The sequence below is a fragment of the Granulicella sp. L56 genome, from assembly GCF_009765835.1.
GTDB lineage: Bacteria > Acidobacteriota > Terriglobia > Terriglobales > Acidobacteriaceae > Edaphobacter.
The window spans coordinates 176,772-194,789 of sequence record NZ_LMUS01000006.1; the positions used below are offsets into that span (position 1 = coordinate 176,772).

The window sequence follows — 18,018 nt, forward strand, 5'->3', positions numbered from 1 at the left end:
GAGTCGGTTACTCTTTAGTTTTGAATACTTTCTGCCGAGTCAAACACGCATGCTTGAACTAGGATTACAAAACAATTTGGTGTCTCCGTGGTTCGTCACTCAGCCGCAGCAGCACTACACCCGCGTGACTGTATCCGTCACAGACGCTGCTTCTTGGGGAGGGTTGCTTCAAGACGCGGTTCGACGTTGTTATGCCACTGATACCTACCTGCTTCAACGGGCACAGACAACACAATTGGCGCCGGCCCAGATTCTCGCTTCCAAACTACCTGATCCCGGCCCGGTAATGTCTGGAGACTTTGGGGAAATTCTCGCCTATATATTCCTAGCCTCACGCGAGGGTACGACTGTCGCTGCCGGACCGAAGAAGTGGCGATTGAAAGAAACTCGCACAAAGGCAGCTCCATATTCTGATGTCGTCCAGTTTGTATTTCATAGCTGGCCCGTCCCTAACGATCAAGATCGCGTGATTTGCGCCGAAGTGAAGGCAAAAGCTACTAACGGAGCTTCAACTCCAATCCCAGACGCCTTGGCAGGAAGCCAGAATGATCGGACGAGCCGATTGGCAAAAACGTTGGTGTGGTTAAGGGATCGGGCGATTGGAGAAGATATCGGTGTCGTTACTGTGCAGGAGCTGAACCGTTTCATCCACGCCACAGAACACCCTCAGTATGCGCGCGAACATCATGCGATTGCCATAATCTGTTCCGGACTGGTCGATGCGGAGCTTGCGACGCTCGTACCGCAAGATATTCCAGAGGGTTGCGCTGTAGTTGTCGTCTCCGTTCCGAATCTGCACCAGACATATACGACGGTTTATGAGAATGTGCGAAATTCTGTTGCTCAGTGGGCGCTACCTGTGAGCGTGGAGCCATGACAGCATCGCTATCGAGATGGATCTCAGCTGCAGATGCGGTGCGGCATCTCGAATATTTCCGCGCGGCCGAAATTCCATTAGAGCTCAGTTATATCCGGGCTCGCGCCGATGATTACTACATCTCGCTTGTGGGGGACCTATTCGAAAGAATGCAAGAAAACGCGCCAGAGTCGTTCGAATGGGCGCGATTAGGAAATGCCTTCACACAGTTTGTAGAGGATGACACTCGCGTCTTGGTGCGTTCTTTCATCAACCGAAATGAAGCCGCCCTCTATGCTGCTGCGGCATTCTATTGTGGAGGTTTTCCAGCATCGGCTTACCTGAGCATCAGGCGTATGCAGCAGCTTCCTGACGACGGGACAACGAGGGCCTGCTATGACCTTTTGGCCAGAACGGCAGCTCCGGTGTCTGGATTGATTGCAGGGTTATTGGCAGCATTGGACAGGGGGGACGCTGCCTTCATTACTGCAGCCGTCACTCAGGCTGCACTGGTTGCCTCTAGCGCGCGTCTCATAGGCCCCGAAGAGTGGGTTCCGGCCCGTCTATACCAGCAACTACTCGCGCGGTTTGCTGCCGCAAACCTTCGAGCAGTTTTGCCTCTCCGACCACCCGGATTTTGGGATGCTCTCGTCAATTCGTTCCTAGCCCGAACTCCGAATACTTGGGAATTCTTTCCTTCTCAAATTCAGGCTGTGCGCGCCGGGCTTCTGGATCGGGACATAAGCTTCACTTTGCAAATGCCGACAGGGTCAGGCAAAACAACGCTTTGCGAGACTCTGCTTTACGATCATCTTCGCCGTCATCCTTTGGATGCTGCGATTCTGCTGGTTCCGTACCGTTCATTAGCAGCTGAACTGCGAGGGAGCCTGGTTCATCACCTCAACAACATGGGTATTTCCTCGCGACCAGCTTACGGCGGAACGGTGCCTAGTGGTAATGAAGTACGTGCCCTGCAGGAAACACAACTTCTTGTTGCAACTCCTGAAGCACTTTCTGGCCTATTGAGTGCAGATCAGCAATTTCTTCAGCGCATATCGCTGGTCATTTGCGACGAAGGCCATCTGTTAGACGAACCATCTCGCGGCATTGGGCTCGAATTGCTGTTGGCTCGTCTCCGCACTCGTGAGACGGGATCACCGCGTTTCGTGTTCGTGTCTGCGATCGTGCCAAACGTACAAGAAATTAACGCTTGGCTGGGGGGCTCACAGGATTCAATTGTTGTGAGCGACTATCGGCCAGCGGTGGCGGAATTCGCGGTACTTCAACCTCGTGAAGCGACTAACGAAGCTGTCGTTGATATGGTGGTGCACCCTCATCTACCGGAAGATGTGCAATTTACGGTGAATGCCTTCCTGTCCGCGAGTGACTTCAGATACCTCAACGAAGTGACTAAGCGTTTGAACACCTATCCTTACAAATCTTATAAAGCGCGAGCAATCGCCGCCGCCAGGAAAGCGCTTCCAATGGGTTCAGCGGTGGTTTTCTCAGCCAACAAGCGCGGGAATGCGGGAGCTGTTGGTCTTGCCGAAGAATTAATTGCGCAGGTTGCTCATCCATTAACACTACCGATGCCCAACTCCTATGCTGCTCAGGTTCAGGTGAATAGGGCCGTGGACTATCTGCAAAGAGAGTATGGGACGGAGTGGATCGGAACCCGCTCGCTTGGCGCAGGTGTAGTGCTACACCACGGGGATATCCCACAAGAGACTCGTGAAGTCTTGGAGGAGATGCTTCGCAACAAACAGATAGGGCTGGCAATTTGTACCTCTACACTCGCCGAAGGAGTCAACCTCCCAATCCGGACATTAGTGCTGTACTCTGTGGAGCGACGCGGCAGTGCTGGAGTCGCCGAGCCTCTTCTTTCCCGAGATATTAAAAACCTTGTTGGACGCGCTGGCAGAGCCGGTTCAAATACGAAGGGACTAGTTATTTGTGCCAACGAGAGACAATGGCCTTTGGTAGAACGGGTCGCCATACAGAGTCCTGGAGAGAACGTAAGAGGCGGGCTTCGCACTCTTCTTGATCGGCTTCGAAATGCACTAGTAGTTCAAAATGTAACCCTAACGAATGAAGTATTGGAAAACAGCACGGGTTTACACGCGCTCGTCGACGGAATTGACTCGACATTGATCAATCTGGCCGCAGAAGAGATTGGTGAAGAGGCGCTGATTCAGTTGGCAATTGGTATTTCCGATCGAACCTTTGCGGCACAAGAATCTGGACCCGAATCGCGCGAACTCTTGCGAACTGTGTTTCGATTACGAGCTGGACGTATTATTGCTCTCCGGACTTCCGGCCAGTTGGGATGGATTCGCGAGACCGGAGCGCGGCTCCGCATGTTGGATAAGGTACAGCTGTATCTAGAACCGCGATTCGTGCGCTGGGAGACATTGGAAAATCCCCTCGATGATCTATTCATAGACGTGATGCTGCAATGGGCCTGGGAATACGGCAATTTGGAAAGTGACATTCGGAAAGCATATCGGCTGGAGCAGAATGTTCCTCTAGAGACAGTTAGGGCAACGTTCTTTCTCTGTGTGCGCAGATGGCTTGCCAGCGACTCCTACGTCCAAATTGCAGAATCGACGCAAACGGAAGTTGATGATGTCCTCGCAATAGTAACTGGAGCGATTGGCTTTGCGTTACAGACCGTTATAGAGCAAGGGGTAGCCTTGTTGGGAAAACTTCTGGAATCGCAGGGCCGAACTATCTCCAACTCCGTGCGCAGCTTCCCAGACTACCTTCGCTATGGAGTATCAACCGTCGGCGCTTGTGCCTTGAGCCAAGCGGGATTTAGGCACCGTCGTGCCGCGATTCTTTTGGGCGCGACTCCTGAAGTAGGAGCAGTTTCACAGGAAGGCCGAATCATCTTGTTTGCAACTGTTGTACGGCTAATAGAAGCTGATCGTGCAGGATGGGAAGCCCGACTCGGCATTCTTGTTCTTGAAAGGACGTTGTTCGAGGTAATTCGCTAGGGAGCTTGAGGCCACATGCGTTTTGAATGAGATTAAACAAATTCAGAGAGCTAATCCAAGGCCAGCGGCGGGTGGCTTACTCAAAGGCAGGGCCTGGTCCAGGCCGACACTTGCTACCGGATTCTGACTCTTGCCTAACTCAATCGCTGATAACTTTGTTACATTCCGGCTTAGGCGTTGGGCGAGCGTGGCTTCGTCGTTCGTGAAAATCTGTGCATCATGCGAAGCCCGTGAGACGGAGACATAGGCAAAGCGGCTGTTGACGAGTTCCGGGTGAACTTCCGTGTCCATGTTCACCAGCACGCGCTCCGACGTGAGACCCTGAGAGCTGTGCGAGGTCACGGCATAGCCATGATCGAAGTGCCGCATCTGGTCGGCATCGAAGCGCACGATTCTGTCTTTCGTGCCATCCATGCGAACGCTGATCTTTCCGTCACCCCCGATGCTCTGGATGATGCCGAGATCACGATTGGCTACCTGCAAATCCCTTTGCGGAGCTGTAAATTGTATTTTGTCTCCTAAAGCAAACTCGCGCTCGATCTCGCGGTAGGCTGCGATGCCGCGCAGCCGCGATGGGTCATAGGTGACTTGCTGGCCGTCCTGCTTCTGTACGGTGACAAGATTCTCTTTCGGGTTTGTGCTGACGACGCGAGCGTAGCTTCGACTCTCGATGTCATGCTCTTTGCTGCCACGGGTGTAATGCAGGACATCTCCGGGCTCATAACGACTGGCCCACCCTCTGTCCGCGCCTGTCATATCATTGCGCGGCGCGAGCACGCGCATGGAATGGTCTTTCGAGTCCACGAAGCCAAGCGCCTGCAACTCCTGCCGCACGGCCTGATTGATGGCGCGGCGCGAAGCGTTATCCGGCGACACGATGAGCGTGTTTTCGGGACGTTCGGCATAGCTCTTTGCGATAGCCGCGATGCGCTCCTGCGGGTCAACAATCTCTGTAATTCGTCCCTGCTGCGAAAGCATCTCGACGCCGATGGCCGTCTCATTGTTGGACAGGTGCTCAACGGCTTTGAGTAGCGCGGGATCTTTCTGGCGCATGATCTGGTCAAGCTGCGCGGTCTTCATGCCCGCTTCCTGTAGCTGCTCGAAAGGCTTTCCGGCATCGACGCCCTGATGCTGGCGGGTGTCGCCAATCAACAAAACCTTGTCCTGCGGACCAACCTTATGAAGAAAGTCGCGCATCTGCTGCGTCGATGCCAGCGAGGATTCATCGACCATATAGAGATGCTTGTTCGCAGGATCGCCGGCGGCCTGCAGGCCGCCGCCTGCCAGGAAGCGTTGCAACGTGTCCGCCTTGATTCCAGTATCTCGGAGCTGCTTCGCGGCACGCGAAGTCGGTGCAAAACCTTCCACGGCGTAGCCATTCTTTTCGGCTCCTTCGCGTATGAGAGAAAGCACGGAAGTTTTGCCACTGCCTGCCCGCCCCTGCAATCCCTGTATCCGATCGCGTGAGGTAAGAACCTCCTCAACAACCCTCTTTTGGGCGGCATTGAAATGAGGGTGAGAATCCGCAAGAGGGACTGCGGAATCAATCGGCATGATCTGCGGTGCGCGGCTCTGCCCGTCCTGCACCTTCTGGACGATTTCACTCTCGGCTTTGATGGTCGCCGCCGTCGTGAACCTGCGTCCCGCCCTGGGGCCATCATCTGCAATCTCTTTGAACTCGCCGGAAGCGACACGAGCCTCGAAGCTGGCGCGAACCTCCGGGTAGGTCATCTGGCCCATGCCCCGGCGCAACGCATCGACATAAAGCGCCCGTTCGTCCACGACCGCCTCACGCTCGAAGCTCTTATCGCGGGCGAAGGTGACGGCCTCGCGTATCTGCTGGCGGCGCTCCTGTTCCGGTCGCTCCTGCGCCTGTTCCTTCCTGCGCTCTCGCGCCTCGGACACCACCCTATCGGCCTGATTGCCGAACTCATCGGCAATCTGTTTGTGCGCGGCCAGGATTTGATCGGGAGACAGGATGACTTTCTTATCGCGGGTGTTATGCGCGGCAATCTGTGCGGCCTCCGGCCCGGTAAAACCGCTACGGGATAAAGCCTCTTCGATCTGCTGGCGGCGCGGGCTGGAGGCGTCAAGATAATCCTGCGTGTAGCCTTTTATGTCCGGTGCGCCGCTCTTGCCGGGTTCTATTTCATAACCGAGAGAGCGCAGCTTGTAGGTGAGATGAGATTGATAGACGGCGGTAGCAAACTGCTGGCTTTCAAACAGCGAGTGCGGCTGCAACGCCCGCATCCTGCCGTTATCGCGCTCGGTCATATTGAACACCACAACATGAGTATGGAGCTGCGGTGCAGCGTAGCCGTCTACCGGGCGGGCGGTGTCATGCTCGAACTTGGCCGCTGCAAACTTCCCGGTGGTCTCGGCGGGAGAATTACCGCCGATGCGGGCCTGCGTGTATCTTTCCAGTTCATTCAAGGCGACATTGACCGCCTCACGGTGCGCCTCGCGCACCCGGTCATCGCCGCCCACAAGTGCCGTCAGAGAGATGGACTTGGGCGCGGAAAAGGTAGCGTCCCAACCTGCACGATGCTCGACGGGAGAGACCATGTTGCCCTCTGCGTTTTTGTACTCATGGACAACGCGATGCAGAACTAATTGCTTGCCGGACTCCGGGTGCTGGCCTTCGGAGAGGCGGGCAAACTCCTCGGCTCCCACAGCACCCGACAGGCCGAAGTCCTCGGCCAGCTTGCCGTGCCATTCCCCCTGTATGGTGTCGCCCTGCTTCCAATAGTTCTGCTCGGCAGCGGTGAACTCTTTGGCATGGTAGGTCTGTGCCTGGCTTGCGGAGAGCGGTTTCGAGATATTCAGCATGGCGTCACCTCAACCGTGAGTAATCACATTCTGTTCTTCATGGGCATCGGGGGCGGTAGAGAGCTCCGGCTCTAACACCTCTGAGGTTGCAGGCTCATTGGGTTCGGGGGCCGGAGCTGAGGCTTCCGGCTCCTGCTTCAGTTCCGCCTCCGGCCTGCCGCCGCGCACGGCTTTGGGATCGTAAGGCAGCTTGTCGTCCGTGCGTTCGCGCAGCTCGAACGGCTTGGCGACCTCCGGCATATCGAAGTATGGAAACGAAAAGAAGGTCACATAATTCTGATATTTCATAAAGGCGTGAAGATCGGGGAGGCCGGAGATTTCCGACTCCAATACCAGCGGCTCAACCTGCCTTTCGAGGGTGAAGTTGTGCCCCGCGCGTGTTCCATCAAAGTGCGTCTCGCGCAGCCGCTCAATCTCAACCTTGCCGATGAATTTGCTCACCCATTCACCCGCGTTCGGCTCCTTCGTCGTGAGCCAAACGCTGGTCGCGGGCTGGGACAGCATCACCTCCGCCAGATGCCCATACAGGTATTCAAGCTGCGCCTTCCCTTGGAAGCCAAGCACTACGGGATTCCGTCCCTTCCTTCCCTCGGTGATCGCCGTATGAAGCTGCGGCAACTTCTGCAAGCTCGCCAGCTCGTCAATCACAAACCAGACACGCTTCTGGTCTTTCGTCGGCTCATTCAGCAGCCGCAACACCAGCCAGTCAATCCACAAACTCTGCAAAGGCCGGAGGGCTTCGCGCTCGGCTGGCAGAGAGGTAATGAAGACCCAACCCTGCCGCTTCTCAGCCCATTCCGTTGCCGTCCATGCGCCATTGCCTTCCTCTCTCTTGGGAAGCAAACGCAGGCTATCCGCGACCAATCCAAGCGAGCCAAGAACCCCGGCCCGCTGCTGGTGTGCTCGTGGGTCGATCAGGTGTGCGTGCTCGGTGCCTTTCAGTCGGCGGTCGATCTCGTCCGGGTTCGACATCCACTGCACCAGGTCGTCGGGCGTCGGCCCATAGGCCATCAGAAAGGCAAAGATTTTCTGCGGCGATTCGATAAAAAACTCGCCCTTGCGATCTTGCGGCGGCTGGAAGAGAGACGCAGCCAGGGCCTTTGCTTCGGAGCGGCTGCGCAGCTCCTCGGCTGGTCCCCAATACGGGCAACGTTTGTCTAGCGGATTGAGGATCACATCACCGCGTGTAGGGTCGTAAAATCGCTTCACGAACTCGCGTGCCGGGTCATACACGATGGCCGAATCTTCCCGGCCTCGCACCTGCCGGAGCACCTGAAAAAGCATCGCGGACTTACCGGCCCCGGTATCCCCAATGATCTGCATGTGCTGTGCTTCGGCCTTCGCCGGAATCCGAATCATCTCTTTCATGCCATCGCTTTTGAAGCCGATGCCATTCCCTTTGACCGTGCGATTGAACTCTTGCGGCGTAAGCCGTTCCGGACCTTTCAGCCGCCGTCCGTACTTGAGTGATTTCTGGCGCTTCACGTCCTTGATGACGGCGAACGGCAGGAGTACCAGAAAGAGTCCCGCGCCACAAAGTAGCGGAGCTTTTAAGATCGCGGACAGATCGTTACCCTTATAGATGGATACCTTGAGGTAGTCGCACAACCGGGCGTCCACGTAGCTCCGCACCGGGCCGCGAAAGAGCAAGTCCTCCCCATGCTGGAGCGCAGCGGAGGAAAGCGCCAGAGGGATGATTCGGCCTCCCGGCTCCACGGTCTTACCACGCACTACATCATCATTCATGGCAGGACTCGGCTTAACGCCGCGTCCCGTCAGAAAAAGCATCCGGTACTGGCTGCGGTGCGTGCGACTGAGCGACCCGAATATCGAAGTACGCACATAAACCGGCGTGTAGAACCGCTGCAAGGGCATACCGATGAACCGAAGTCGGCCATACAAGAACAGGAGCGTAAGAATGATGGCGGCAATGATCGCGCCATAGGTATAGATGGGCCGGTTCTGCGGCCAGATGATTGTTTCTTTGCGACCCCATGTAGCCTTTGCCATTGCTTTATCTCCTTCCTTCGGCCAGGAGCTTTCCGGCCATCTCGTGTTTCAAATTACTGATCTGGTCAAGCAGTTTGTCGAACGCTTCGAGCGAGAGATTCTGTCCTGCGGCGAGCGGTCGCAGGACATTCACAAGCAGGAGCCGAACACCCAAAACCTCGATCAGCGTCGGATCGCTGACTCCGTTCTCTGTCCGACCCAACTCAGTCAGAATGAGATTCCGGATAAGCTCGCCAGGCGTCGTGCCGATATCCCCGCAATGCTTTTCCAGTGCTGCAAGCTCTTCTGTATTGAGCTTCGTTCCGGCTGTCTTGAGGCGATAGCCAGCGCGTTTGATGGCCTTCTCTGCAAGCTTCGTTTCATCAAGTAAGTGCATCGGAAATTCCTCGAAAAGTCAGAGCGCCCCGAAACGCCCCAAGGCGCTCGAAAGCGCTCTGACTACTGCAAGTCCTTTGTTTGCCGTAAGCATTTCAGAGCGCTTTATAGCGCTCCAGCACGACCCTATGAGGGGTGGAGTGTCGAGATACACCCGGTGCGAAGCACCGCTCCGGTACTGCCACGGATGTAGAGGGATAATCATGCTCTCCGAACCACCTCGTTTTCTGCTGGCTCCACCCCGGTCGAAGGCTTCTTTGCGCTGCGAGAAGCCTTCGTTCCATTAGCGCGACGGGCCTTCAGAAGCTCCGGCACATCCTTGCATTTATCGGAGGCTCGAAAGGCTGCGAAATCACGGTCTTTGTCGAAGAGATATTCGAGACCTTTATTGATGACTTCATCAGGCGTTGCGCCGATGAAAGCCGCGTATTGATTGATCTGCGTAACGACCGGCTCATTGAACCGGACGTGGGCTGTTACGCGGCGGATTTGGGTGACTTCGATGAGTGGCATTTGCGTTCTCCTTTTGAGGGTGAAATCAGACGGTCTTTCTGCGGGCAATCATGCGTTCTGCCGTCGCCGCAATCTCCCGCGCACGAGCGGAGCAAAGTGCGGCGGGAAGCTCGAAGCGGCGGCGTGATTCAAGCATGATGATTACGTCATCGAAGCGGATGCCTTCGATGAACCACAGGCGAGCCGAAGCGACATCGACGGTGCGCTGCGCGTAATAGAGAGGATTGGGCTTATCAGAGCGCCGCGAAGCCAGCTCTCGCGTCAGTTTGACGGCATCTTTGCCGTGAGCAAGCTGATCGGAAACCCATGCCCAATCGCTCTCCGAATTGCTGTGCTTCGATGGCGGTTTACGCGGCGTCGAAGTAGCAGTGAAGAGCATGGCATCGGCCGTGCCAGCGTCAAGCTGAAAGTCATCGGGAGTCCAGATGGAATCATCGGGGTATTCGACCATTACTTTGAAGGCTGGGTCATACTTCCGATTCAAGAAACCGGGGACACGCAGGACACGGTTGCAGTCAGTGCAAGCGATGTCCGCGCCGAAGCCGATAGCGAGGAGCTTAAGCATCTGTTCCTGCTGCGGAAAGTCGAATCCTTCCACTCGCCAAAGCACCTGATACTTGCCGGGGGATGTTGAGAGAATCGAAGTCGGGGGCGGCACGAGTTGCGATGCCCGCAGCACGGCGAGCCGGGCATCTCCATCGGTGTCGATGTCTATATATAGATGGCGCACGGAAGCGATGCACTCTTTGGTACGTTTCCGGCTGCCAGGACGAAGCGGATTGGCAGCGACATAGATGTTGTTGCGGCCATGTTGGTTCTCATAGGAGAGCCAAGCCATATACCGTGTTTCCAACGCGCCCTCCAATTGCACGACTCTTTGCATGGGAGCTGCGGCATCCTGCCTGCGAAGCAGGATCGCAATGGTCTCTTCCGGGGCAAAACAACGTCTGAGGAAGCTGGCGGCGATCTGGCTCATAGCAACACCTCTTGCGAGCGCGAACGTGCGGGCGTTTTAGCAGAAGAGAAGCCCGGCTTTCACCGGGCTTCAGTGACGAGGAGATGGCCTATGCGGCCACGTCCTCGTCGAAGGTTTCATCGAACTCATCGTCGGTGGCAACCCGCTCTGCGCGGTCGAGCTTGAGGATGGAAGTCACCAGGATCGTGTCGGTCTTCACACCCTTGTATTCGGAGTGCTGAATCTTGCCCTCGATCTGGATGTGAGCGCCCTTCTTGAGCTTGGCTGCGAACTCGGCCAGCTTGCCGAAGACGATGAGGTTGTGCCATTCGGTGCGCTCGTTGTACTTGCCGGTCTCTTTGTCCTTGCGGGACTCCTTGGTGGCAAGGGAGAGCGTGGTGAACTGCTTGTTATTTTTTCCGGTGCGAACAACTGCGTCGCCGCCGAGGAAGCCCATGAGGATTACTTTGTTCAGGTACATGATTGTGTCTCCGTTTTGAAATTCCCGATCTGCTCGGGTCACACCTAGCGAGTGGGTCCGACTCCCAAGGCCGAAGTTCTGCATTTACGGAGGGTCCGTCACAGATGGAAACCGTAACCGAAGGCGGCGTAAGCCGAAGCAGAAGAACGAGCCTGCCGCCGGGCGTCGGTTTGACCCCGAAGCCGTGACCGTGCAGAAAGCGGGATACATACGGGAGGCACCCGCCTGAACAATCCTCCTCATTCGCTTCCTGGCGATGCTATGTACCGGCGAACAGGGTTCACTTGCTCCCATCAAGGACTCCGTAAAGAGCCGCAAGTCAGCGCCGAAACCAACCGCCTTCAGACAGCCTGCGCCATGCTCAAGCGCACACTTTACGGTCGAAAGATTCGGCTTCGTGTTGTGGGTGAGAAGCACCATAATGATTCCGGTTTCATCCTCAACTCATGCCGCCGTTGCCGCAGAGGACGCGCGGTAGATATCCTCCGTCTCGAAGGACTGGTCTGCATGGCTATACCCCTTCACGGCAATAAGCTCGCGCACCCGGCGTCGGCCCGCATGATCGCGCTCGCAATACAGCACAAAGTCGATGGCTTCCGCCGTCTCCGAACGAATGAAAGAGTGGTTAAGATTGGGCCTCGCACTCAAGGCGAGATCCGATAGCCGGTTGAGGGCGTCCCAAGCACTCTTTGCGTGAATGGTCGAGAGCGTTCCACCGTGTCCTGTATTCATCGCTTGCAAGAGGTCGTACCCGCATTCATCGCGTATTTCGCCCATGATGATGCGGTCTGGACGATGGCGCAGCGCAGCGGCCACAAGTTGGCTTGGCGTCACGGCAACCTGGCCGGGGATGGCCTCGACGGTCTCCCACCGAACGGCATTGGGATGGGTTATCTTTAGCTCGGCGGGCTGCTCGATCACGATGAGCCGTTCATTGAGCGGCACATGATCCAGCAAGGCTTTCATCAGGGTTGTCTTCCCGCTACCCGTTCCGCCGCTGATAATGCCGTTCTTCCTCTCTGCGATAAAGCCCACAACCGCATCCCGAATCTGCTCCGGTAGGCTTCCCGACGCAATCAGCTCCTCGGACGTGAACCAGCGATTAAATTTCCGCACGGTGAACGTCGGGCCATTGATCGAAGATGGCGAGCCGACGACAGCAACGCGGGAGCCGTCCGGCAGACGGGTATTCAGGATGGGATTCTGGCTGGTAAGGTCTTGTCCAAGCAGGCGGGCGACACGCTCAATCGCCGCCTGCAAGCGGTCGTTGCTGTACGGCGTAGAAAGCGCAATATGCTCGACCACTCCGCCACGATCAGCGTAGACGCCGGTGGTTCCGTTAATCATCAGGTCAGAGATCGACGGATCGAGCAAGAGCGCCCGCAATTCCTCGGGGAAGAACGGCAATATCAGCTCGAAGCTCACCGCGTTGCTCCCGCCGTTGGCACAGAGATTCCCGCTGGACTAGCAGCGGGAGCGCCGGGTGCAACGGGATCGACTGAGACGCGGTTTTCATGGAACTCTGTAATGGTCAAACCGAGTGGATTGATGAACTCATATTGCGGGTAGATTTTGGCCTGATCGCTGACCTGTTTGGGATTGAGGTAGTAGGTGATACTGAGCATCCAATGCTCCGTTCTCGGCTCCCTCGAATGGCTTGGGGAGTAGAGCTTGTCCAGGGCAAGGAGCGCCGTGCCACGGGCCATGACTGCGCCCTGTACCGTCTCCTGAGACATGGCGGTGATGGTGACATCCTTCACCTCCACGTCGCTTTGCTCAATCTGCCCGCCGATGACCTGTGAGACAAGGTGGTTCTGGTTGTCTTCCGTCATCAACTGCGAGGCGAGATTGCCAGAAAGAAAGTAGTAGTTGAGCGGGTACTTCTTGGCGATGGTGTCGCGACTGATTGTGTAGCGGTAGTTCGCCCAATCCGTGAGGTAGGTGCGAATCTCGCCCTCGCGTGGACTGTAGTTCAAATCGCTGTATTGGATGGCCTGAGCACGGCCCATCTCATCAATACGAATGTAGCGATTGACGAGCGGGCGGCGGGCAAGAGAGAAATTGAGCCACATGGAGCCGCACAGCAAAACAGTGCCACAAGCGAGGATGAAGCGGTAGGCTTTGCGCTCGGCGTAATGCGACGCATAGACCTCGTTGCCAATCTGATCCGTGAGCAATGCCTGTTCCGGCGTCAATATCGGCTGGTCATTGACTACTGTGTGCGTGGACATGGGGTGGATGACTCCTTTCGTTGACGGCGTGGATAACGACGGCGGCATAGATCAATCCGGCGATGACGCAGCCGAGAAGGATTACCAGCAACAGGCAGCCAAGCGGCCTACCTAAACCCGCTTTTCTCATTGCCAGCGTGTGAACCTGATACTTGAACATTTTTATCCAGCTCCTCCCGCGATGAAGAGTGTCGAGACGACATTGCTCACCGCGTTACCCATATTTCCTGCCAGTCCCGCCGCCCCACCGAAGATTGCTTGTGTCATGCTCGGAATAAAGAGCATGTTCACGATGAATGCGACGAATACCATGATGCACGGAATGAGATTGGCAAGCCACATCTCCATCGAGTAATTTCCGTTGAATGTCTGTTGGATAAAGGCGTTCATAAAGCCACCCCAAACGAAGATGAATGCGGCGGCCACGGCGCGAATCATGGCGAAGCTGATAAGTACATCAAGGAAGTGAAAGAACTTCGCACGAAATGTCTTTGTCATTAAGAGCGGAACGAAGATCGGCCCGAATAAGGCGGTCACTCCGTAGAGGATGAAGGCGCTGCAATTAATCACAAAAAGGATGGCGGATGAGATGCCGAGAAGCGCCTGCACGACGAAGTAGCAAAGAATCTGAACCGGAGCCATGAGAGAGGGCATCGCGGTATTGTCACCAGCGGTCTTGAAAAGCTGGAGCAGGGTGTCAAGCGAGTTCTGATCGAAGGCAGCGACCATCGCCTGTGCGATGTAGGAAAAGAAATGATTGATACCGAAGCTCGCGCCGGGGAATGGATTTACCCAATAGTTCTCAAGCAAACAGCAGATAATTAGCCGCAAGAGGAAATTGACCAAATCGCCCGCGTGGACAGGTTGGGCGTGAAAGCGAAAGGTCATGCTGGTGGTATTCCAGTTGATGACCAGGCTGATAAGGGTAAAGAGAGAGATGCACGCAAGCTCCGTCAGTCCAAGCTGAGTGAGCGCACCGCCGTTCTGCGTGGTCAAGTTGGTGAGGTTATTGGTGAACTGGTACAACCAATCGACGCCTGAACTTGCGCTCGGCAATGCTTGTGCTAACAACGCTACAGAAACCATATCGTTACTCTCCCTCGGTCACATTTAGGGGATGTACTTCTGCCAGGTCTTGCCCTCGTTCGCGCCGGCGGAGTTGTGCTTCTTCTTATCTGCTTCCACCCGCTGCCGAAACGCTTCATCCTCGGCCTTTCGTTCCTCGTTCTCCTTCTGCTGTTGCTGAAGGATGGCCGCAGCTTTGGCGGCGGCAGCGGCGGCTTTCGCCGCCTCATGCCGCTGGTAGGTAAGCGCGCCACCAATCGCGGTGAGAGCCGCGAGGATGGCGAGCAGGATTTTGGTATTGATCGCTTTCAACATCGCAGTCTCCGTTATGGCAGGTAGCTGTCCCAGGTGCTGCCCTCGTTGGCGGCGCTGGTGTCGTTGGCCGAACGCTGCTGCTGTACGAAGACGGCGGTGTTGAGGTCTTCGACGTGAGCATTGCGGCGCTCCATGTTGGCAACCGTTATCTGCGCCGCAAGGTAAGCCTGTAGCGTGCCCTGCGACTGCATCTCTGCCGTCTTCTGCGCTTCTGCTGCATTCAACAGATTGAGTTGTTGAACTTCGCTATTGGTGCTGTCGCTGCCGTCGAACTGCTGTGAGAGTAGCGAGCTGTTCGCCGTCGCGTTGGTGCTCCGATCGCTCCGATACTGGCCCACAGCCGTAAGGCAATCGGGCGATACAGCATCGGACGTTTCAATCAAGGCAAGCTGCGACGTGCGCGAGCTACCGAGAGACTGGCTGGCCAGGTAGGTCGGGGCGCTGCCGTTCATCGTGACGGTCGCGGCCTTCCATGCTGTGCTTGAGGCAGACGGCGAATTGCTGTTGAGCACGATCCTCATACCCGCTGTCTCACCGAACATATTGGCGACGTTTACGTTTTCGAGAGCATGGAGCGTTGTCTGCCACTGCTGTTTCGCTGAGAAATGCGTGATGTTGTTTTTGAGCATGTTGTACTGCATCTGAATGGTGGTGAGCTGCTGGACAAGCGAGGCGTAGCTGGTCGGGTCGAAGACAATATCTCCGACGCCGAACAGAGCGAAGCTAGGCGTCGCCGTGAGAAGCAACGCCGCGCCTGCCCCGATGAGCCATTTACGACGGTTGGTCAGTGTGACTTTCATAAAGCCTCCTGCGATTGGGTTGAACTACATGCACTGCGGGCAGGTTGGGTCCAACCTGTCCAGAGAAAATGGGTTAATATATGTTGCGTTTGTCATGGCCTCGGTGGACTGGAGGTAAATCCACGTAAGAGTGCTTCTGCCGGTCGCTGTCCCAACGAACAGGAGAGCGAGCAGAATGGCGGCGATGATTCCTGAAACTTGATAGAAGCGATGGAGCGGAATTGTCTGCATGGCTGTCATTCCTCCTCTGCAAGCTGGCGGGCAACCTGCGGAATCACCGCAACCCACTCCGCGCCGCTGCGGTCGATAGCCTCGGGAATTGTGTAGTTAACCTCGGCCAGCCAATCGGCACGATTGAGGACAAGCGCCACGGCAACTTTCTCGCCGGTAGACTGCACGGTCCATGTGTCATGCCCTCCGCGCTTGGCGTCACGCGACTTGCGGAGCAAATGTTCGTAATGGTCATTCATCGCAAATGCTCCTTTCCTACAACGTGGGATCGACGCGATGCTCCGCATAGGCCGGAATCAACAGGTCGGTGCCGATGTACACGCGGGCACGCGAGCCTTCCTTGAGCGTGATGATGGGCAGGCGATTCAGGAAGTGGTTGAGCACCTGTTCACCCTCTACGGCGGACTGTTCGGAGATGCCGTTGCGAATCTGCACGGAAGGATCAAGAACACTGCCGCCATTTCCGATCTGTGCGAGACCGCCAAGGCCACCGATAGCGGCGGCGGCGGCGAACGCCTGCAAATATCCGTGGTCTACTTTGGTGGCAAGGCCGGTAGTTCCAATCTGGTCAAGGCCGATGTACTTGGAAAACTCCAGAGAGAATCCATCGGGGCAGATAGCGCGATGGAAGGTGACGAACATCTTTCTCTGTTGGGCGTTGCCCACACTCTGCACGTCCCCTAGCAACCGCGTCCCTTGCGGCAAGAGAAGCTGTTGATGGTCGTGGGAGTACAGATCGGTCGTCAGCGAAACCATGATCGGGCCGCTAAATCCGCCGTCGATATGGTTGGTCACGACACCTTCCAGTACCGTTCCCTCGAAGACGCGATAGAGAGGGCCATCGTAGGTATCGAAGTCGTATCCGGCCAGAGGGTTCTTTTGAGCATCAGCCTTTGCCGCCGTAGTGACTGGTTTGGATGAAGCCGCGCCGCCGGCTGCGGTAGCAGCCGTCCCCTGCGCGGCCACTGGCATGACTGCCGGACTGGTGCGCTCAAAATCAATCGCTACGGTGTCGCTGTCGATGGCGTCCTGCTGCTGCTTTTCTTTCGCAAGTTGTTTCTGCTTGGCCTCGGCCTGGGCTTGCGACATCTCGGAGGTATGCGCGGGTGCGTTCGGATTGTCGCCGTAGATCGCTGAACGCTGCGCGGCGGTCATCGGTGGTGCTCCTGGGGCCTCCGGGCCGGGAGCACCCTCGGTTTGCTGAAGCTGCTGGAGCGCGGCATTGAGTTCTTGCTGATGCTGGCGTGCCTCGGCATCCCGTTGCGCCTGCAACTGCTGCTGCGACTCGAAGCTGTTCACCTGTTGCGCGTTGGGCGCAGCCGGACGCATCGGCATAGCGCTGGCCGGAGCGTTCTTCTTGTTGCCGCTCAACAGGCTGGAGAGGTTGGCGATGCCGATAAGTCCGAGGATGACCACCAGGGCAATCACTACCGGCATACTCTTCCTGAGCGGCGGCTTTGACTCCGGCTGTTCCGGCACGGTAGCAGGGACGTTCTGGTTTGTTTCCGGCATGGCTACCTCGCTTCCTCGGCACGGTGAAACTCCACCTTCTGTTTGCCAATAGCGAGGTAGCCGTTATCAAGCTCCTTCGGGACGGTATAGAGACCATTCGAGAAATCGAAATTGATGAGCGAAGGTTTCTTATCCTTCACTTCGTACAGGGCAGGCGTCTCTTGGAATTGCCCGCGCAGATACGTGAACTTGTCATCGCGCCATATCGCCTGCAACCCAAGCTCTTTGCCCTTCGACTTATCCCAGGTGTAGTCAAAGTGCAGCGAGCCGGGATACTGGCTGCGATATGCCTCTTCCTGCGACTTCTCGGTCTTCAGCGTCGCGGCCTGCGCGGCCTGCGCTGCCGCCGCTTCCTGCTTCACCTTGTCCAGCTCGGCGGCGGGCACGAAGACGGGCAGCTCGGCCAGCCGATCTTTCGCGGCCTTGTCGCCGGGGGCGATGAAGATTTTGGAATCGAAGTGGGGATCGTCGTCGCCGGAGACTTCGCGCAACTGTAAGGTGTACTCGTTGCCGTGATCGGAGACGATATGCACGTCCGTTGTGCTGTTCGCCAGTTTGGGCTTGATGCTGATGAAGCGGCTGGCGACATGGCCGCCATCGAAGACCCAATCCACGGTATCACCGGCAAAGACATTCGCAACCTTCTCCTGGTCTGGAAGCAGGATGAGCGTCGATTGCAACAAACCGGCGCGGACCACAGGCGGCGTGTCTGCCTCGGACACGGTGATAATGCGTGGCGCATTGGGCTGGAGATGCTTTGCGTCGGGAGTACCGGGGCCAGAGGCAAGGGCGGCGGTGGTAGTAAAGGCAAGTCCACAGGTGATGAAGATGATTATGGGTAGTCTCATT

The 18,018-nt window shown here is 56.5% G+C and carries 17 protein-coding genes; 2 read left to right on the forward strand and 15 right to left on the reverse strand.

All coding sequences use genetic code 11. The features are described 5' to 3' along the window. Positions 1–49 precede the first annotated feature (49 nt). Both GSQ81_RS08580 and GSQ81_RS08585 read left to right on the forward strand, forming a co-directional pair. Complete coding sequence (locus tag GSQ81_RS08580) at positions 50–877, forward strand: Hachiman antiphage defense system protein HamA (RefSeq protein ID WP_158910367.1); 828 nt, start codon at positions 50–52, stop codon at positions 875–877. Beyond that, a complete protein-coding gene (locus GSQ81_RS08585; RefSeq protein WP_158910368.1) occupies positions 874–3,852 on the forward strand; it encodes a DEAD/DEAH box helicase in 2,979 nt (992 codons plus the stop codon). The genes GSQ81_RS08580 and GSQ81_RS08585 overlap by 4 nt, the downstream gene beginning before the upstream one ends. 42 nt (positions 3,853–3,894) lie before the next feature. Here the strand turns inward: GSQ81_RS08585 and mobF are convergent, their stop codons facing one another. From mobF to GSQ81_RS08660, 15 genes are all read right to left on the reverse strand, one after another. Beyond that, positions 3,895–6,681: a MobF family relaxase gene (gene mobF, locus GSQ81_RS08590; RefSeq protein ID WP_158910369.1), complete on the reverse strand. Its 2,787-nt coding sequence runs from the start codon at positions 6,679–6,681 to the stop codon at positions 3,895–3,897. 9 nt (positions 6,682–6,690) lie between these two features. Continuing rightward, a complete protein-coding gene (locus tag GSQ81_RS08595; protein WP_158910371.1) occupies positions 6,691–8,691 on the reverse strand; it encodes a type IV secretion system DNA-binding domain-containing protein in 2,001 nt (666 codons plus the stop codon). Positions 8,692–8,695: 4 nt separating this feature from the next. Beyond that, the gene (locus GSQ81_RS08600; RefSeq protein WP_158910372.1) at positions 8,696–9,067 is read right to left on the reverse strand and encodes a hypothetical protein; all 372 of its coding nucleotides are present in this window, start codon (positions 9,065–9,067) and stop codon (positions 8,696–8,698) included. Between the two features lie 200 nt (positions 9,068–9,267). Beyond that, a complete protein-coding gene (locus GSQ81_RS08605) occupies positions 9,268–9,579 on the reverse strand; it encodes a hypothetical protein (protein ID WP_158910374.1) in 312 nt (103 codons plus the stop codon). A gap of 25 nt (positions 9,580–9,604) precedes the next feature. Next, complete coding sequence (locus GSQ81_RS08610) at positions 9,605–10,555, reverse strand: RepB family DNA primase (protein WP_158910376.1); 951 nt, start codon at positions 10,553–10,555, stop codon at positions 9,605–9,607. An 88-nt stretch (positions 10,556–10,643) separates the two neighbouring features. Next, complete coding sequence (locus GSQ81_RS08615) at positions 10,644–11,015, reverse strand: single-stranded DNA-binding protein (protein WP_158910377.1); 372 nt, start codon at positions 11,013–11,015, stop codon at positions 10,644–10,646. Between the two features lie 444 nt (positions 11,016–11,459). Further along, a complete protein-coding gene (locus GSQ81_RS08620; RefSeq protein WP_158910378.1) occupies positions 11,460–12,440 on the reverse strand; it encodes a CpaF family protein in 981 nt (326 codons plus the stop codon). Then, positions 12,437–13,246 (reverse strand): VirB8/TrbF family protein, encoded by an 810-nt coding sequence (locus GSQ81_RS08625; protein WP_158910379.1) that lies wholly within the window; start codon positions 13,244–13,246, stop codon positions 12,437–12,439. The genes GSQ81_RS08620 and GSQ81_RS08625 overlap by 4 nt, the downstream gene beginning before the upstream one ends. A gap of 162 nt (positions 13,247–13,408) precedes the next feature. Next, positions 13,409–14,332, reverse strand: coding sequence for a hypothetical protein (locus tag GSQ81_RS08630; RefSeq protein ID WP_158910380.1), 924 nt, complete (start codon positions 14,330–14,332; stop codon positions 13,409–13,411). A gap of 24 nt (positions 14,333–14,356) precedes the next feature. Further along, the gene (locus tag GSQ81_RS08635; RefSeq protein ID WP_158910381.1) at positions 14,357–14,626 is read right to left on the reverse strand and encodes a hypothetical protein; all 270 of its coding nucleotides are present in this window, start codon (positions 14,624–14,626) and stop codon (positions 14,357–14,359) included. A gap of 11 nt (positions 14,627–14,637) precedes the next feature. Continuing rightward, the gene (locus GSQ81_RS08640) at positions 14,638–15,426 is read right to left on the reverse strand and encodes a hypothetical protein (protein WP_158910382.1); all 789 of its coding nucleotides are present in this window, start codon (positions 15,424–15,426) and stop codon (positions 14,638–14,640) included. A gap of 24 nt (positions 15,427–15,450) precedes the next feature. After that, complete coding sequence (locus GSQ81_RS08645; protein ID WP_158910383.1) at positions 15,451–15,657, reverse strand: hypothetical protein; 207 nt, start codon at positions 15,655–15,657, stop codon at positions 15,451–15,453. A 5-nt stretch (positions 15,658–15,662) separates the two neighbouring features. Next, positions 15,663–15,896 carry a hypothetical protein gene (locus tag GSQ81_RS08650; protein ID WP_158910384.1) on the reverse strand — a complete coding sequence of 78 codons (234 nt, stop codon included), beginning with the start codon at positions 15,894–15,896 and terminating at the stop codon, positions 15,663–15,665. A gap of 16 nt (positions 15,897–15,912) precedes the next feature. Continuing rightward, on the reverse strand, positions 15,913–17,169 hold the full coding sequence (locus GSQ81_RS08655; RefSeq protein ID WP_158910385.1) for a TrbI/VirB10 family protein: 1,257 nt from the start codon (positions 17,167–17,169) through the stop codon (positions 15,913–15,915). Positions 17,170–17,171: 2 nt separating this feature from the next. Further along, a complete protein-coding gene (locus GSQ81_RS08660; protein WP_158910386.1) occupies positions 17,172–18,017 on the reverse strand; it encodes a TrbG/VirB9 family P-type conjugative transfer protein in 846 nt (281 codons plus the stop codon). Between the last annotated feature and the right edge of the window lies 1 nt (position 18,018).

Bases quoted from the DNA above. Each gene is read 5' to 3' on its own strand.
- GSQ81_RS08645 (WP_158910383.1), bottom strand. From the start codon at position 15,657: ATGCAGACAATTCCGCTCCATCGCTTCTATCAAGTTTCAGGAATCATC.
- GSQ81_RS08650 (WP_158910384.1), bottom strand. From the start codon at position 15,896: ATGAATGACCATTACGAACATTTGCTCCGCAAGTCGCGTGACGCCAAG.
- GSQ81_RS08635 (WP_158910381.1), bottom strand. From the start codon at position 14,626: ATGTTGAAAGCGATCAATACCAAAATCCTGCTCGCCATCCTCGCGGCT.
- GSQ81_RS08585 (WP_158910368.1), top strand. From the start codon at position 874: ATGACAGCATCGCTATCGAGATGGATCTCAGCTGCAGATGCGGTGCGG.
- GSQ81_RS08615 (WP_158910377.1), bottom strand. From the start codon at position 11,015: ATGTACCTGAACAAAGTAATCCTCATGGGCTTCCTCGGCGGCGACGCA.
- GSQ81_RS08605 (WP_158910374.1), bottom strand. From the start codon at position 9,579: ATGCCACTCATCGAAGTCACCCAAATCCGCCGCGTAACAGCCCACGTC.
- GSQ81_RS08660 (WP_158910386.1), bottom strand. From the start codon at position 18,017: ATGAGACTACCCATAATCATCTTCATCACCTGTGGACTTGCCTTTACT.
- GSQ81_RS08625 (WP_158910379.1), bottom strand. From the start codon at position 13,246: ATGTCCACGCACACAGTAGTCAATGACCAGCCGATATTGACGCCGGAA.
- GSQ81_RS08580 (WP_158910367.1), top strand. From the start codon at position 50: ATGCTTGAACTAGGATTACAAAACAATTTGGTGTCTCCGTGGTTCGTC.
- GSQ81_RS08600 (WP_158910372.1), bottom strand. From the start codon at position 9,067: ATGCACTTACTTGATGAAACGAAGCTTGCAGAGAAGGCCATCAAACGC.
- GSQ81_RS08630 (WP_158910380.1), bottom strand. From the start codon at position 14,332: ATGGTTTCTGTAGCGTTGTTAGCACAAGCATTGCCGAGCGCAAGTTCA.
- GSQ81_RS08610 (WP_158910376.1), bottom strand. From the start codon at position 10,555: ATGAGCCAGATCGCCGCCAGCTTCCTCAGACGTTGTTTTGCCCCGGAA.
- GSQ81_RS08595 (WP_158910371.1), bottom strand. From the start codon at position 8,691: ATGGCAAAGGCTACATGGGGTCGCAAAGAAACAATCATCTGGCCGCAG.
- GSQ81_RS08655 (WP_158910385.1), bottom strand. From the start codon at position 17,169: ATGCCGGAAACAAACCAGAACGTCCCTGCTACCGTGCCGGAACAGCCG.
- mobF (WP_158910369.1), bottom strand. From the start codon at position 6,681: ATGCTGAATATCTCGAAACCGCTCTCCGCAAGCCAGGCACAGACCTAC.
- GSQ81_RS08640 (WP_158910382.1), bottom strand. From the start codon at position 15,426: ATGAAAGTCACACTGACCAACCGTCGTAAATGGCTCATCGGGGCAGGC.